Here is a 15252-nt window from a genome sequence, read left to right as displayed (position 1 = left end):
TCAGACCACCGATTCCAGGGACCGGGCGCCGGCGTCGGCGGGGTCGCCTGCCTCGGCGGATGCGATCAGTTCGCGGACGGCCGGCTCCAGGACCTCGTGCAGCGCGGCGATCCCGCCCTCGAGGAACAGCTTGCGCATCAGGGTCCGCTGGATCTTGCCGCTGGTGGTCTTGCAGATCGTTCCGGGGCGGACCAGCAGGACGTTGCCGGCCGGAACGCTGAACTCCTTGCTGATGAACCTCTGGAGGCCGGAGGCGAGGGTGTGCAGGTCGGTGGAGAGTTCGGCGGGCCGGATCTCCTGGACGACCACCAGGTGTTCACGGTCGGTGTCGACGGCGAAGACGGCGCCCCCGCCGATGCGGAACACCTTGTCCGTCAGCTGGACGGCGCGTTCGACGTCCTGCGGATAGAGGTTGCGGCCCGCCAGGATGACCATCTCCTTGAGCCGGCCGGTGACGTAGAGCTCGCCGTCCTTCAGGACACCCATGTCACCGGTGCGCAGCCAGCCGCCGCCGTCGTGGCCGCCCATGCCGTCGGAGATCGCCGCGTCGAAGATCTCCTTGTTGGTCTGCGGCCGCTTCCAGTAGCCGGAGGCGACGCTGTCGCCCTTGAGCCAGATCTCGCCGACGTGCCCCTGGGACTTCTCGACGTGGGTCTCCGGGTCGACGATGCTGATGTCGAAGTCCCGCGTGATCCCGCTGCTGACGAGGGAGCGGGTGGAGCCGTCCTCGCCCGGATCGGCCAGTTCGCCGCGCTCCAGGGCCTCGGCGTCGACGTCGAGAACGCGCGGGGCGGCGTTGCGCGGGGTGCCGGAGACCAGCAGGGTCGTCTCGGCCATGCCGTAGCAGGGGAACATGGTCTCGGGGCGGAATCCCGCCGGTGCGAAGCGCTCGGTGAAGGCACGGATCGTCTCGGCCCTGACCGGTTCGGCGCCGTTGTTGGCGCCTGTCCAGGTGGACAGGTCGAGTGTCTCCAGCTGTGCGTCGGTGACCCTGCGCACGCACAGGTCGTACGCGAAGTTGGGGCCGCCGCCGCTGGTGATTCCGTAGTCGCCGATCATCTTCAGCCAGCTGTAGGGGCGCTTGAGGAAGGTGAAGGGGGCCATCAGGATGCCGGGGGTGCCCAGGTAGAGCGGGTGGAGGATGTGACCGATCAGGCCCATGTCGTGGTAGAAGGGCAGCCAGCCGCCGCACACGGTCTCCGGGCCGGTGCCCATCGACCGCTGGATCGCCGCCTGGTTGGCGAGCAGGTTGCGCTGCGAGACCGCGACCCCCTTGGGTTCGCTGGTCGAGCCGGAGGTGTACTGCAGAAAGGCCAGGCTGTCCGGAGTGAGGGAGGGCGCGTGCCAGGCATCCGCGTCACCCTGCGCCGGATCGTCCGTGGCCAGGCACGGCACGTCGGTGAAGCCCGCCTCGGCCAGCCAGGCGGAGATCTGGGGGGCGTTGGCCGAATCGGTGAGCACGGCGCACGCCTCGGCGTCGCGCAGGATGCCGGAGACCCGGGCGAAGTGCTGGCCCTGCTCGGCGGGCAGCGGTCCGGGCACGGCCACGGCACCGGCGTACAGGCAGGCGGTGAACGCCTTGATGAAGTCCAGGCCCGACGGGTACAGCAGGAGGACCTGGCGGTTCGTGGCTCCGCGTTCCTGGAGCCAGGACGCGATCCGGCGCGCCTCCTGGTGGAGCCCTGCGGACGTGAGGTGCTGCGGCACCGAGCCCTGGGCGTCGTCCGGCAGGAAGATGAAGGCATCCGCGGCGCTGCGGGCTTCGGTGCGCTCCAGAACCAGTTCTGTGAAGGTTCGGAAGTTCGTCAACGTCTTTCCCTGACCTCTCCGAGATCCGCTGGCGTGGCGCCGGCACGGGTTGCTCTGACATCACGATCGTCGTCCGGGGCACTAAGGAGACGCTTGTGCGTTCCCGGTACACGGTGGGGTGGTACGGGGCCCGCGCGGCCGGGCGTGGGGCCGGTCGGGCGCGCGGCGGACGGCGTCCCGGTGACCGGCGGGCGGTCGGCACGGGGCTGCCCGGTGCGGGCCGGGGCTGCCAGGGCTGCCGCGGTCATCTCGAGGCGTTCCCGAAGCCCGCGTCGAGGGCCACGTGCCCGGGCACGTCGGGCAGCCGGGTGAGCGCGTGCCGGAACTCGACCGTGCCGTCCGCCGATTCGGCGACCCGCTCGAAGCCGAGCGACGGATAGAAGTCGCGCACCTTGTGGTTCTTGGCGGTGGGCCGGTAGCTCGCGCGTACCTCGGCCGCACCCGAGTCCACGGCGTGCTCCAGCAGCGCGGCCATCGTGGCCTGCTCGATGCCGCGGGCGAAGACCCGGCAGCTGAGCAGCATGTTGTCGATGCGCAGGGCCTCGTCCTGCCGGTGTGCGAAGAGGGCGCCGACGACCCCGTTGTCGCCGAAGCGGTCGCGGGAGCGCACGGCCAGCACCAGGTGGCCCGGCGAGTCGAGTCGCTCACGGACGTCGGACGGCTGGAGCCGGCGGGTGGTGAGGTTGAACTGGTTGGTGCGCAGGGTGATCTGGGCGACCCGGGCCACTTCGTGGTCGCGTACCGGGGCGATCTCGACCTTCACGCCGAGGGCGCGCAGGTACTCCTCCATCGAGCCGGTGGTCTCCTGGAGGTCCTGCCGCTCCGCCTCCTGGCGGTACTGCACGGCGCGGCCCCGGTCCTCGGTCGTCAGTTCCCGTACGTCGAACCAGCCGTCGGCGAGCAGCCGGTCGATGTGCAGCGCAGGTTCCTCGTCGAGCCCGATCACGGCGATCTCGGGGAGCGAGGAGGCGACCAGGCCGCGTTCGAAGGGCGAGTCGTCGGCGAAGACGAAGCTGTCGGTACCGAGGTTGAGCCGGGCGGCGATGTCGCGGATGTTGCCGTCCTTGGGTTCCCAGTCGGCGCTGACCCGGACGAAGTCGGCCTCGCGCAGGGTCATGTCCGGGTGGTCGCGGAGCACGTCCAGCACCGGCTCGCGGTCGTTCTTGCTGCACACCGCGAGCAGCACGCCCTGGCCGCCGATCTGCTTGACCACCCGCTGGAACCGGCCGAAGGCCTCACCGCGGTAGGTGGTGGCGGCGGCGATGCCGTCGGGTCCGTCGTCGCCGAGGATGCCGTCCCAGAGGGTGTTGTCGAGGTCCAGGACGAGCAGCTTCCTGGCCCTGCCGCGCAGCGTCCGCAGCAGGTGGGCGGCCTCGCGCGCGTACCGGGCGAGTACCTCCTCGCCGAGGTGCGCCTTGGCGTAGGCGGCGAGCCGGGGGTCGCGGACCGGTCCGCCCTCGGCGACCAGCGGCTCCAGGTCGACGATGTGCAGCCGCGGGTGCGCGGCGGCGAGCCGCAGCAGCCCGGCGTTGAACTCTCGCCAGAGAGCCGACAGTTCGGTTCGGGAGCGATGGTCGACCAGTTGATGGGTGTGGGTACGCAGCAGCGGCAGGGTGTTGAACACCAGGGTGCCGGTGCCGTGCTCGTCGTAGTGGGCGGCCAGCCGGTCGAGGAGCCCGAGTTTGGCGGCGGCGGCCTTGCCGACGTCCTCCGCGCCCCAGGGCAGGGGCAGTTCGTCGAAGACGATCTGGGCGTCGAGGAGGCACAGAGCGAGTTCGGTGCCGGGTGCGTAGACGTCGCTGCCGGTGTCCCGCAGATCGCGCTGCCAGGAGTCGTGGTCGCCGGTCCTGACCCGCGACGGGATGCCGTGGCGGGCCAGTTCGGCGGTGAGCGGTGCCGTCAGCCCGTCGAGTGTGCCGTGTCCGGTGACGGCGACGGTGGCGGGCACCACGGTGGGATGCCGCTGTACGACGTCCTCGGGGGCGACCTTGGCGAGCAGTCGGCCCGCGCGCGCGAGCAGGCTGAACGCATCGTCGGACTGGGCGAGTTCAGCGAGGAGTCCGGACACCGACGGGTACTCGTCGGCGAGCCTCTTCTCGCCGTGCAGGGCGCGCAGCCGGTCCAGGGGGCCGGCGGGCGCCGTGTGCCCCGGGCCGGACGTCTTCACTGCTGTGCTCACGGTTCTGTTCGCCTCTCTGCCGGAGCGGGCGGGCTGTCCGGAGCTTCGGCCCCGGCCCTAAAGACGGGCTTGCGCCCGGCCCGTCCCCGGTGGCACGCGGTGCCCCGCAAGAGGTGCTTTAGGCAAGGTGCGGACCATCGGCGGACCATGACCTCGTCCGAAAGGCAGCAGTGACGATGACAACTGAGCTGACCGCAGAGGTATGCGTGGTCGGGGGAGGCCCGGCGGGGCTCACGCTGGCCGTGGAACTCGCGAAGCGTTCGGTGTCCGTCGTGGTCCTGGAGCAGAGCGGCCACTTCGACCGGTCGTTCCGGGGCGAGTCCGTCTCCCCGGACTCGGTGTGGCTGCTCGACCGGCTGGGCGTGCTCGACCGGCTCGAGGGCGCCTACCAGCAGATGCACCGCATGGAGATCGTCGACTCCGGCCGCACGGTGCTGCGCGCCGACTTCCGGCGCTTCCCGTACCCTCACCCGTATCCAGTGGAGATGCCCCAGCCCGCTCTGCTGTCGGCCCTGGCCTCGCTCGGTCAGGAGAAGTACTCGGACCACTTCACCCTGGTGCGCCGGGCGACGGTGAACCGCCTGGTGCGTGCCGGGGGTGACAGCGGTCCGGTCAAGGGGGTGACGGCGCGCACCCCGGAGGGCGAGATCACGGTGCGGGCGGCCCTCACGGTGGGTGCGGACAGCCGGTTCAGCAAGGTCCGCGAGATGTCGGGCCTGTCCTACACGAAGCTGCCGCTGGACCGTGACGTGGTGTGGCTGAAGCTGCCGTTCCCGCCCGAGTGGGACGACCGTACGTATCGCATCCGGATCAACGGCGATCAGCACGGGCTGTTCATCCCGACACGCCCGGACAGTGTGCGCGTCGGTTTCAACATCCCCAAGGGCGGACTGAAGGAACTGCGCGCCCAGGGCCTGCCCGCGCTGTACGAGCGGCTGGACCGGCTCGCTCCCGAGCTGTCCGGGTCGGTGCGCAGCGAGATCCGCTCCTGGTCCGACACCACACTGCTGGACATCTTCACCGCACTGGTGCCCCGCTGGTCCATGCCGGGCCTGGTCCTGATCGGCGACGCCGCGCACACGCTGACTCCGATCCTCGGACAGGGCGTCAATCACGCGATCATCGACGCGGTGACGCTGGCCCCGCTGGTTCGTGACGCGTTCGACCAGGGCGGGAGCGAGGCCGCGCTGCTGCGGGCGAGCCAGGCGTTCCAGCGGTCGCGGGAGGCGTCCGTCGACAAGTCGCGCGGTCTGCAGCTGCGGCAGGAGCGGCTGTTCGCCCTGCACGGCGCGGGCGGTGTCTTCCGCCGCTCGCTGTACCGGGTGGTCGATCAGAGCCAGAAGCTGAAGGAGAAAGTGCTGGGAGGCGCGTACTTCCAGTTGCAGAAGCCCGGGCCGCACGCCGTGGAGGCGCAGTCGTCCGCCACACGGGGTGTGACCGGTCTGCCCGGAGACCGCTGAGGGCCGGGCGCACCGCGCACGGCCACGGCCCGCACGAAGCGTACGGGCCGTGGTCTTCTTCGTGCCCGCCCCCGGGGGCCGGCCGCCCCGCCGGGGTGGGGCCCTTTCCGGCCGCCGGCCGGGCCGGGGCGGGGCCGTCCCGGACGGGCCCGTCGTGCCGCCGCCCGGCCGTCACCTAAGGACGGCCGGGCGGCGCTCTGCGGGGTCCGTCACCAGGTGACGGGCAGCCGGGTCAGGCCGTGCACCATCATCCCGGTCGTCAGTTCCAGGGCGCCGACCTCCTCCGCGAGCCGCAGGCCCGGGAAGCGGTCGAGCAGCGAGGAGATGACGATCTGCAGCTCCGCCCTGGCCAGCGCGGCGCCCAGGCAGAAGTGCGGGCCGTGGCCGAACGCGAGGTGGTTGACGGCGTCGGGCCGGGTGGGATCGAACTCGTCCGCCGACGCACCGGCGAAGCGCGCGGGGTCCTGATTGGCGGAGCAGACCGCGGCCAGGACGGCGCTGCCCTCAGGGATGACGGTGCCGCCGACCTCGACGTCCTCCAGGGTGATCCGCAGCGGGCCTCCGTCGCCGATCGGGTTGACGCGCAGCAGTTCCTCGATGGCGTGGTCGATCATCTCGGGGTGCTCGCGCAGCGTGGCCATGTGCTCCGGATGGCGCAGCAGGGTCAGGACCATCTTGCCGATCATGCTGACGGTGGTCTCGTGGCCGGCGACGAGGATGGTCGCCGCCATGACGATCAGCTCGTACTCGTTGAGGCTGCCCTCCTCGTCGTGGGCGGCGACGAGCGCCCCCATCAGGTCGTCCGTCGGCTCCTCCCGCTTGCGCTTGACCAGTGCCGCCAGGTACTCGATCATCTGCTGGCGCTGGGCGGCGGTCTCCTCCGGGGTGTGCGCGGTCAGCGAGACGAAGGCGTCCGACCACTCGCGGAACCGGTCGCGGTCCTCGAAGGGCACACCGAGCAGCTCGCAGATCACCATCACCGGCAGGGGGAAGGCAAGGGCCGTGTTGAGGTCGACCGGCCCGTCGGACTGCTCCATGGCGTCCAGCAGACCGTCGGTCAACTCCTGGATCCGGGGACGCATGTTCTGCACGCGGCGGGCGGTGAACACGCGGGAGACGAGCCTGCGCAGCCGGGTGTGCTCGGGCGCGTCCGTGGTGAACAGGCTGCCCGGAACGGGGGGTGTGGCGGTGAGCTGCGGCGCGCCGGGGGCGATGGTGGCGGCCCGGCTGAACCTGGCGTCCGCGAGAACGGTGCGCACGTCGTCGTAGCGGGTCACCACGTAGCCCTCGTCGCCGCTGGGCAGCCGAACGTGGGCGACGGGGCACTTGGCCCTCAACTCTTCGTAGACGGGGGGCACTTCGACGGCGGAAGGGCGGTGGAACGGGTAGTCCAGTATGGGTCGGCCGGCCTCCGGCCCGTCGTGCGTCGTCTCCGTCGTATCCGTTGTGTCCGTCGTTTCCATGCGTTTCCTCCGGCAACCGGTGCTCAGCGGGTACTTGTAGGCGGCGGTCCGGGTGTCCGACGCGCGGCGAGAGGCGCTGTCGGGGGACCCGGACGAGCCTCGCAGCAAGGGCTTGCGCGGGGCCAAAGCGCCGCGGACGCGGAACGGCCCACGTCCCCTCCGGGGGACGGTGGGCCGCCGTCGTGCGTCGTCGCCGTGGGTCAGCGCTGCCAGCCGTCAGCGGTGCGCAGGCCGAACCCGAGGGCCCGGTCGGAGGCGATGTGCAGCATCCAGGCCAGGCCGAAGGTGAACAGGGGGACGGCGACCTCCCGGGAGTGGGGCACCAGGCAGGTGAGCATGACGGCGAGGGCCACGGCGGGCCGGTGTACGAGGTTGTAGACCGGAACGGTCTTCCGGGGCAGTTGGCCGTGCCCGTGCAGGCCGGAGGCGCCGACGAGGAACGACAGGTCGGGTGCGACGACACCGGCGGCCGCCGCGGCGATCGTCCATCCGCCGTACTTCACCGCCTCGAACACGACCCAGATCAGCAGGAGGGCGGACAGCAGCCCCCAGGCGACCCGGGCCGGCCGTGAGGCCGAGCTCCGGACGGCGCCCTCCGCGGCGTCGTGTGTCACGGGACGTGCTCCTCTCGCGCTGGATCCGCGCACAGTTCGGGGCGGCACCCGCCGGGAGCGGCCGACGCCGCTGCGGGGATGCCGGCAGGGCCCGGCATGACCCGGGAAGAGCCGAAACATGAGATTGTCACGCCCGGCCCCGGCGCCGGTCCTCAGACGGCGACCCGCTCGGTGGCATACCGGCGTGTCAGGGAGGCCAGTTCACGCAGGAAGGTGTCCTCGTCCGACTTGACGAAGAAGTGCCCGCCGGACATCGTGCGCACTTCGCATCCGCGCCCCGCGTGCCGCCGCCAGGAGAGCATCTCGGGCACGGTGACCAGCCGGTCCCCGCGTCCCGCGAACACGTGCAGCGGTACCTGCAGCGGCTCGGTGTGCGCGGCGACGCTGCCGATGCACAGCCGGAGGTCGTCGCGGGCCACCGGAAGCAGCACGGAGAGGAACTCCGGGTGGTCGAGCAGCGCCTGCGGGATGCCGCCGAGTTCCACCAGGGCGGCGACGAGTTCCTCGTCCGCGGCGTCCGGGTCGGCGATCGGCGGGGCCGGCAGGTGCGGGGCGCGGTAGGCGCTCAGCACGAGCGCCCGGGGCAGGGCCGCGCCGCGCTGCTGCCGCCGCCGGGCGAGCGAGTACGCGATGAGCGCCCCCATGCTGTGCCCGTAGAGGATGTGGGGCTCGCCCAGCTCGTCGTCGAGCTGGGCGTCCAGGTCGTCGATGAGTGCGTCCAGATCGGTGAACCTGGGTTCGTTGATCCGCCCCTCGCGGCCGGGCAGTTGTACGGGCATCACCCGTACTCCGGCGTCAAGGGCGTCGAGGCCGCGCTGCCACCGCCGGTACGCCGAGGCTCCGCCCCCCGCGTACGGAAAGCAGAACAGCCGTGTCGCGTGGCCCGGTTCGTGGTCCGGGCGCTTCCAGGACAGGTATCGCGTCATGGTGCTCCGTCTCGGTTCTGTCCAGGGGATGAGCGGTCCGGCCGGCTCCGTGGTACGTCGGTGTACCCGGGCGTCGGCCGACCGGCGCGGCCCCCACAGTGCGCGGGACCGCTAAAAAGCCGCCAAACTCGGTACGGTGACGTCCAGTTGGGGATCGGCTGCCAGGATCGCCCGGTGCAGCTGCTGGACGCGCAAGGAGGGCTCTATTCCCAGCTCTTCGACAGTCGACGCGCGTAGTTTACGAAAAATTTCGAGCGCCTGCCACGAGCGTCCACACCGGTAGAGCGCCAGCATCAGCAGGGCGTGCAGGCTCTCCTGCAACGGGAACTGCTCAGTGAGCGCGAGGAGTTCGCCGATCACCTCGGCATGCCTGCCGAGCCGCAGGTCTGCGGTGATCCGCCCCTCCAGTGCGGAGCGCCGTGTCTCCTCCAGCCGCAGGGCCTCCATGCGCAGCGCGGGTCCGATGCGTACGTCGGCGAGCACCGGCCCGCGCCACATGGCGAGCGCCTGCCCCAGCAGCTTCGAAGCGGTCTCGTCGTCACCGCCCGCCAGAGCGCGCAACCCCCGGCCGGTCAGCTGCTGGAAGACGTCGGCCTCCATGACGGGCGCGGGCAGATTCAGCGCGTACCCGGTGTAGCCGCGGCTCAGCACCTCTTTCGCGGTGCACTCGCGCTCCGGTCCCAGGGCGAGGGCGATGGCCCGGCGGAGCTGCTTGACATAGGTCTGCACCACGCCCGCGGGCCCGGTGGGAGGGCTCGCGTCCCACAGCTCCTCGGTCAGGGTCGTCACATTCACGTCCCAGCCCGCATTGACCGCCAACAGCGCAAGCATCTGACGCGGCTTGGCCGCGCTCGGCACCACGGAGGTGCCGTCGATGCGTACCACGAGCGGCCCGAGAACGCCGATCTCCATGCCACTGCTCCTTCCGCCTGCCGGAACACTGGCACGTTGCCGCCCGCGACGACACTTAGGCGATCATGATTTCGGCCGGGAAATTCGCTGCCCCGGGATATGAAATTTTCACGCCGTGCCGTTGGGCCGGGCCACAACCCGCCCTTTAGCCGCGCTTCAGCCCGACCACCGGCTGATTTCTCGCGAGTCCAATCTCTCGCCGAGGCACCGCGCGGGGCGCGGCTTGTCCGAGGCGTCTTTCGTTCGGGGACGGGGTGGTGGCGGTGTGGCCGGTGTGGCCGGTGTGGCCGTCAGGGCGCGGGGTGGCCCCAGACCGCTTCGGCCAGGGCCGCGCCCGCGAAGGCCGCGCCCAGGCCGGCCGTCACGCTCGCCACCACGTTCACGGCGGCGTAGCCACGGGCACCGGTCTCGGCCAGCCGGAGGGTCTCGTAGGAGAAGGTGGAGTAGGTGGTCAGGGCTCCGCACAGGCCGGTGCCGAGGAGGAGCTGGAGGCGGGAGTCGGCCGCGCCGGCTGCCGCGGCGCCGGTGAGCAGGCCGAGCACCAGACTGCCGGTGACGTTGACCGTGAAGGTCCCCCAGGGGAACACCGAGTCGTGCCGGGACTGCACCGCGCGGTCGGTGAGATAACGCAGGGGGGCACCGATCATGGCGCCCAGCACCACGTACAGCCAGTTCACCGCGGCTCCTCGCGGCGCACGGGGCGGTGGACCTCGCAGCGGTCGAGGAGTACCAGACCCTCGCCGACCAGCCCGTCGAGTTCCGGCAGGAAGGCCCGTACGCGTTCCTCGTTGTCGACCACGACGACCGCCACCGGGAGGTCCTCGCTCAGGGACAGCAGCCGGGAGGTGTGGACGACGGAGGATGTGCCGAAGCCCTCGACACCGCGGAAGACACTCGCGCCCGCGAGTCCGGCCGCGTGGGCCCGGTGGACGATCTCCGAGGAGAGGGGCCGGTGGTGCCAGGTGTCGTTCTCGCCGACGTACACGGTCAGGCGAAGGACGGTTCCGGTCAGCCGTGTCATGGCTGCCTCCTCATCAGAACGCGGCGGGTCGCCGAGGCGGCCGTCCACACGGCGGCGAGCGCCGCGAGCGGGGTCACCGCGAGATACACGAGACCGGTACCCGTCCCGCCTCCGTCGAACAGGTCGCGGACGCCGTCGGCGTACGTCGAGAAGGTGGTGAAACCTCCGAGGACACCGGTGCCGAAGAACGGACGGGCGAGGGGGTGGGCGGTGCGGACCTCGGTGATGATCACCATGAACACGCCGATGACGGCGCAGCCGGCGACATTGACCCCGAGGATCGTCCAGGGAAGGCCGTGCGCCGGGGTCGGCCACCACAGGGAGGCCGCGTACCGGGCCGCCGCCCCCACTCCCCCACCGAGCGCGACCACGGCGACGACGGGGACCTGGACGCGGAAGGCCGGGCGGGCCCGCATGCCTTCGGTTTCCGGGGCTGTCACCGTCGTACGTCTCCCACTCGCTCGGGAAACAGCGTAGCGGCCGGGTGCGCGACGGGGCACTCCGGAACCGGGCGCTACCAACCCTTCTCGAACAGGTGTGCCACCTCGGCGATCCGCACCTCGTCGCGCCGCACGTACCGGCGGTCGGCACAGGTGCGCAGCAGACCCAGCGCCGTGAGCAGCCGGAGGTGGGTCAGGGCGACCGGGCGGGGCACGCCGAGCTGCGTGGCGACGTCGTCCGCGGTGAGACCGCGCTCCGCCACGGCGGGTTCGCTCAGCCACGTCAGGATGCGCAGCCGTGTCCCGTCGACGGGATTCCTCAGCATCTCGTACACCTCCGCGCCGGGCTTCCCCTCCGGCGCCCTACCACCTTCGCGTGACCGGGGCCCTCCTGTCCCGGACTGCCGGTACCTTGTCCGGGACCCGACGTCCCTCACGGGCAGGGCCGTTCGGCACGGGGGCCGGCCGGGACCCGGCACCGCGGATGGCGTCCCGCCGGGTGGTGTAGCCGATCAACGGACCGGACTCGCAGGTCACGCCGGGTACGTCGACCGGCTGGGGCACTCCCGGCGCCTGACCGGGCCGCTTCGCGCGCCGCGCCGACGTGGAGATCACCGCGAGCCGGGTACCGGAGGGCGAAGCGCGTGATCGCCTACACCACCTCGCGGGACGCGACCGCACCGCGCCGGCCCCGCCACGGGGCGGGGCCGGCGACGGGGACGTCACCTGTGGCGGAACCAGGCCGTCCCGGGCAGTGCGCGATCGTCGTAGCCGAACAGGGCCTGGTTCTCCCAGCCGTTGCCGGAGGACGGGTCGGCCGGGTCCCAGCCGTTGCCGTCACGGGCGGTCCAGGTGGCCTCCCAGTAGAAGACACCGAGGCCGCGTCCGTTCGGGACGGCCTCCACGATGCTCGCCACGTCGTTCATCCAGCGGGTCTGGCCGGTGGTGGACGCCGGGTAGCCGGGGACGAGTTCACCGTCGAGGTCGATGATGTTCTCGAGGCCGTCGTCGCTGTCGAGGCGGAACGGGTAGGCCGTCTCGGCGAGGAAGACGGGCTTCTTGTAGCGGGTGGCCGCGTCGTCCAGGGTCGTCTGGAAGTCGTGCAGCGTGCCGTGCCAGTAGCCGTAGTACGACAGCCCGATGGCGTCGAACTTCACGCCGTGGGAGACCGCGTTGTCGAACCACCAGCGGGTGCCGTCGAGGTCGCCGCCCTCGGCGAGGTGCAGGGCGGCGACCGTGGACGGGCTGACCGCCTTGACCGCGTCGTAGCCGGAGTTGAGCAGTCCGGCGAGCTGCGCCCAGTTGGCCGTGGAGCCCTCGTTCCACAGCATCCCGCCGTTGATCTCGTTGCCCACCTGCACCATGTCGGCCGTCGTGCCCTGGGCCCTGAGGGCGCTGAGCACGTCGTACGTGTGGTCGTAGACGTCCTTCTTCAGCTGCCCGTAGCCGTGTCCTGCCCAGGCGGCGGGCTTGTACTGCTTGCCCGGGTCGGCCCACGTGTCGGAGTAGTGGAAGTCGACCAGCAGCTTCATGCCCTGTGCCTTGATCCGCTTGGCCATGGCCAGGACACGGGGCTTGTTGTTGTAGCCGTCGGCCGGGTTCACCCAGACTTTGAGGCGGGCGTAGTCCATGCCGGCGGACCTCAGGATCGCGACCGGGTCGCCGGCCGATCCGGACGCGGTCCGGTAGACGCCGCCCCTGGCCTCGCTCTTGGGCAGGGAGGAGATGTCGGCGCCCTTGACGGACAGGCCCGACGTGCCCGGGGCGAAGGTGAGGTCGTCGACGTTGATCCAGTTGCCGGCGCGGGCGTCGCTGTGGACGCTGATCGTGCACTGGCTGGCCGTCACCCGGACCGGCACGACGATCCGTATCCAGCCCGAGGCGGACACCGGCAGATCGGTGCGCTGTTCGGCGCCCCCGCAGTTCTTCAACGCGATGTACGCCGCGTTCTGGCCGCCGCCCGAGCGGACCCAGGCGGTGAGTTTGTAGTCGCCGTTGGCCAGGCCCGACAGGTACTGGTACGTCTCCACCCGGTAGGCGGAGGAGGACCAGTGGGAGAGGCGGAGGCTGCCGCTGCGACCGCCGGACTCGGTGTACGAGGCGGCCGTGTCGCCGTACTCGGACCAGCCGGTCGGGGTGGCGGTACCGGAACCGTCGCTCTCGAAGCCGCCGTTGGTGAGGGCGGCGGCGGCCGTCGCGGTCGGGGCGGGCAGGGTCGTGAGGGCGAGCCCGGCCACGAGCGGCGGCAGCAGGGCGCGCAGTGTGCGTCTGGGATGGAACATGGGTGTTCGTCGTCCCTTCGACGGGGGAAAAGGGGTGCCCCGCACCCGGGAGGGTGAGGGCCCCCTCCGCCTGCGGCCGGTGTGCTCACGCGGACGGAGGGGAGTCGCGGCTCAGCCGTCGAGTCGTACGACCCGGACGGCTCCGGCCGGGACCGGGAGACGGCCCGCGGCGCGTTCACCGGTCAGCAGCTCGGTGCCGGGCGCGTCCAGCGGCACCTTGGCGTCGGCGGCGGTGTGGTTGATCGCGAAGAGGAAGGTGCCCGACTCGCCCGCACGGCGCACCACTTCGACATCGCGGGGCAGATCGGCGCGCGGCTCGATCCCGGCGTCCCCTGCGGCCCGGCCGAGCAGCGCGGCGAGGCCCTCGGCGCCCAGCCGGGTGGAGACGTACCAGGCGGTGCCCTCGCCGAGGCGGTGCCGGGTGACGGCGGGCAGGCCGGCGGTGAGACCGTCGGCGTACATCCACACGGTCTCGGCGCCGCGCGGCACCACGAACTCCGTCCAGACGTCGGCGTCGAGTTCCGCGCCGCCGGGGCCGGTCAGACGGACCCGGTCGCCCCGCAGCAGGGGGGAGAACTCCTCGACGGTCAGGCCGAGGACGTCGCGCAGGGCACCCGGGTAGGGGCCTTCGTGCACGGCGTCGTGCTCGTCGACGATGCCGGAGAAGTACGACACGACGAGGGTGCCGCCGCCTTCGACGTAGTCCCTGAGGTTGTTCCCCGCCGCCTTCGTCATCAGGTAGAGAGCCGGGACGACGACCAGGGGATATCCCGACAGCTCGGCTTCGGGGTGGGCGAAGTCGACGGTGAGGTGGTGGTCGTAGAGGGCCTCGTAGTAGGCGTCGGCGCGTTCGCGGGCGTCGTGGTCCTCGCTGGGGCGCCAGTCGAGGTTCTGCGCCCACCAGGACTGCCAGTCCCACAGCACGGCGACGTCGGCCTCGGTGCGGGTGCCGCGAATCGGCGCCAACGAGTCGACGGCCGCGCCGAGTTCGGTCACCTCGCGGAAGACGCGGGTTTCGGTGCCGCCGTGCGGCAGCATCGCGGAGTGGAACTTCTCGGCGCCGCGCCGGGACTGGCGCCACTGGAAGAACATGGCGCCGTCGGAGCCGCGGGCCATGTGGGCGAGGGAGTTGCGGGCCATCTGGCCGGGTGCCTTCGCGGGGTTGCGGGGCTGCCAGTTGACACCCGAGGTGGAGTGTTCCAGCAGCAGCCAGGGGGCGCCGCCGCCGACGGACCGGGTGAGGTCGGCGGCCATGGCGAGGTTGACGTGGGTGCGGCGGCCGTCGGTGATCAGATAGTGGTCGTTGGTGACGAGGTCCACCGCACGGCCCCAGGCCCAGTAGTCGACGGAGTCGCACTGGCTGAGGGCGGTCATGAAGTTGGTGGTCACCGGGACGCCCGGTGCGAGACGGTGCAGGATGTCCCGTTCGGCGGTGAAGTTCTCGCGCATGGTGGCGTCGGCGAACCGCCGGTAGTCCAGCGCCTGGGCGGGGTTGCCGACGGTGGGGGTCGCGCGGGGCGGGTCGATCTCCTCGAACGAGGCGTAGCGCTGGCCCCAGAAGGCGGTGCCCCAGGCCTCGTTGACGGCCTCGACGGTGCCGTACACCGTCGCCAGCCAGTGGCGGAAGCGGTCGGCGCAGGAGTCGCAGTAGCAGGCGGAGACGGGGACGCCGTACTCGTTGTGGACGTGCCACATCGCGAGCGCGGGGTGGTCCGCGTAGCGTTCGGCGAGCCTCGTGGTGATGTTCGCGGCGGCGGCACGGTAGCCGGCGTTGCTGTGGCAGATGGCGCCGCGGGAGCCGAACGCCAGGCGCACGCCGTCCGCGGTGACGGGCAGCGCGTCGGGGTGGGCCCGGTAGAACCAGGCGGGCGGCACCACGGTGGGCGTGCCGAGGTCGACGCGGATGCCGCCCTCGTGCAACAGATCCAGGTTGCGGTCGAGCCAGCCGAAGTCGTACACGCCGGGCGAGGGCTCCAGCAGGGCCCAGGAGAAGATCCCGACGCTCACCATGGTGACACCGGTCTCCCGCATCAGCCGCACATCCTCGTCCCAGACGTGCTCCGGCCACTGCTCGGGGTTGTAGTCCCCACCGAAGGCAAGCCCGGTGAGGCCCCTGGGGGTGGTCTCCGGCATGGATTCTCTCCCG

General features: G+C 71.5%; 13 protein-coding genes. 1 reads left to right on the top strand and 12 read right to left on the bottom strand.

The features are described 5' to 3' along the window. Window positions 1-1809, bottom strand: a complete 1809-nt coding sequence (locus ACIF9R_RS25205) for a fatty acyl-AMP ligase (RefSeq protein WP_399984224.1) — start codon at window positions 1807-1809, stop codon at window positions 1-3. A 244-nt stretch (window positions 1810-2053) separates the two neighbouring features. After that, complete coding sequence (locus ACIF9R_RS25200) at window positions 2054-3988, bottom strand: HAD-IIIC family phosphatase (protein WP_399984221.1); 1935 nt, start codon at window positions 3986-3988, stop codon at window positions 2054-2056. A gap of 176 nt (window positions 3989-4164) precedes the next feature. Here ACIF9R_RS25200 and ACIF9R_RS25195 point away from each other — a divergent pair, with 176 nt between their 5' ends. Next, on the top strand, window positions 4165-5448 hold the full coding sequence (locus tag ACIF9R_RS25195; RefSeq protein WP_399984218.1) for an FAD-dependent oxidoreductase: 1284 nt from the start codon (window positions 4165-4167) through the stop codon (window positions 5446-5448). A 209-nt stretch (window positions 5449-5657) separates the two neighbouring features. Here ACIF9R_RS25195 and ACIF9R_RS25190 read toward each other — a convergent pair whose 3' ends face one another. The 10 genes from ACIF9R_RS25190 to ACIF9R_RS25145 form a co-directional block, all read right to left on the bottom strand. Further along, entirely contained in the window at window positions 5658-6911 is a 1254-nt protein-coding gene (locus ACIF9R_RS25190; protein WP_399984216.1) for a cytochrome P450, read from the bottom strand. Between the two features lie 200 nt (window positions 6912-7111). Then, window positions 7112-7525 (bottom strand): DUF4260 family protein, encoded by a 414-nt coding sequence (locus tag ACIF9R_RS25185; protein ID WP_399984213.1) that lies wholly within the window; start codon window positions 7523-7525, stop codon window positions 7112-7114. A gap of 152 nt (window positions 7526-7677) precedes the next feature. Continuing rightward, the gene (locus ACIF9R_RS25180; RefSeq protein WP_399984210.1) at window positions 7678-8451 is read right to left on the bottom strand and encodes a thioesterase II family protein; all 774 of its coding nucleotides are present in this window, start codon (window positions 8449-8451) and stop codon (window positions 7678-7680) included. Between the two features lie 111 nt (window positions 8452-8562). Next, on the bottom strand, window positions 8563-9363 hold the full coding sequence (locus tag ACIF9R_RS25175; RefSeq protein ID WP_399984208.1) for a BTAD domain-containing putative transcriptional regulator: 801 nt from the start codon (window positions 9361-9363) through the stop codon (window positions 8563-8565). Window positions 9364-9653: 290 nt separating this feature from the next. Beyond that, the gene (gene crcB, locus ACIF9R_RS25170; RefSeq protein WP_399984205.1) at window positions 9654-10040 is read right to left on the bottom strand and encodes a fluoride efflux transporter CrcB; all 387 of its coding nucleotides are present in this window, start codon (window positions 10038-10040) and stop codon (window positions 9654-9656) included. Beyond that, window positions 10037-10384, bottom strand: a complete 348-nt coding sequence (locus ACIF9R_RS25165; protein WP_399984202.1) for a DUF190 domain-containing protein — start codon at window positions 10382-10384, stop codon at window positions 10037-10039. The genes crcB and ACIF9R_RS25165 overlap by 4 nt, the downstream gene beginning before the upstream one ends. Then, window positions 10381-10824 (bottom strand): CrcB family protein, encoded by a 444-nt coding sequence (locus ACIF9R_RS25160; protein ID WP_399984199.1) that lies wholly within the window; start codon window positions 10822-10824, stop codon window positions 10381-10383. Before ACIF9R_RS25160 ends, ACIF9R_RS25165 begins: the two co-directional genes overlap by 4 nt. Window positions 10825-10898: 74 nt before the next feature. Then, window positions 10899-11150, bottom strand: a complete 252-nt coding sequence (locus tag ACIF9R_RS25155; protein WP_399984196.1) for a helix-turn-helix domain-containing protein — start codon at window positions 11148-11150, stop codon at window positions 10899-10901. A gap of 396 nt (window positions 11151-11546) precedes the next feature. Further along, window positions 11547-13106 carry an arabinogalactan endo-beta-1,4-galactanase gene (locus tag ACIF9R_RS25150; RefSeq protein ID WP_399984193.1) on the bottom strand — a complete coding sequence of 520 codons (1560 nt, stop codon included), beginning with the start codon at window positions 13104-13106 and terminating at the stop codon, window positions 11547-11549. Window positions 13107-13217: 111 nt separating this feature from the next. Beyond that, window positions 13218-15239 (bottom strand): beta-galactosidase, encoded by a 2022-nt coding sequence (locus ACIF9R_RS25145; protein WP_399984190.1) that lies wholly within the window; start codon window positions 15237-15239, stop codon window positions 13218-13220. Window positions 15240-15252: the final 13 nt, after the last annotated feature.

It is taken from the genome of Streptomyces sp. NPDC086080, assembly GCF_044540255.1.
Lineage (GTDB): Bacteria > Actinomycetota > Actinomycetes > Streptomycetales > Streptomycetaceae > Streptomyces.
The sequence above is the reverse complement of the archived record's forward strand: the minus strand, read 5'-3'. Positions and strand labels throughout refer to the sequence as shown.

Excerpts from the sequence above, each read along its gene's own strand:
- ACIF9R_RS25195 (WP_399984218.1), top strand. The coding sequence starts at position 4,165 with ATGACAACTGAGCTGACCGCAGAGGTATGCGTGGTCGGGGGAGGCCCG.
- ACIF9R_RS25145 (WP_399984190.1), bottom strand. The coding sequence starts at position 15,239 with ATGCCGGAGACCACCCCCAGGGGCCTCACCGGGCTTGCCTTCGGTGGG.
- ACIF9R_RS25150 (WP_399984193.1), bottom strand. The coding sequence starts at position 13,106 with ATGTTCCATCCCAGACGCACACTGCGCGCCCTGCTGCCGCCGCTCGTG.
- ACIF9R_RS25155 (WP_399984196.1), bottom strand. The coding sequence starts at position 11,150 with ATGCTGAGGAATCCCGTCGACGGGACACGGCTGCGCATCCTGACGTGG.
- ACIF9R_RS25180 (WP_399984210.1), bottom strand. The coding sequence starts at position 8,451 with ATGACGCGATACCTGTCCTGGAAGCGCCCGGACCACGAACCGGGCCAC.
- ACIF9R_RS25175 (WP_399984208.1), bottom strand. The coding sequence starts at position 9,363 with ATGGAGATCGGCGTTCTCGGGCCGCTCGTGGTACGCATCGACGGCACC.
- ACIF9R_RS25165 (WP_399984202.1), bottom strand. The coding sequence starts at position 10,384 with ATGACACGGCTGACCGGAACCGTCCTTCGCCTGACCGTGTACGTCGGC.
- ACIF9R_RS25190 (WP_399984216.1), bottom strand. The coding sequence starts at position 6,911 with ATGGAAACGACGGACACAACGGATACGACGGAGACGACGCACGACGGG.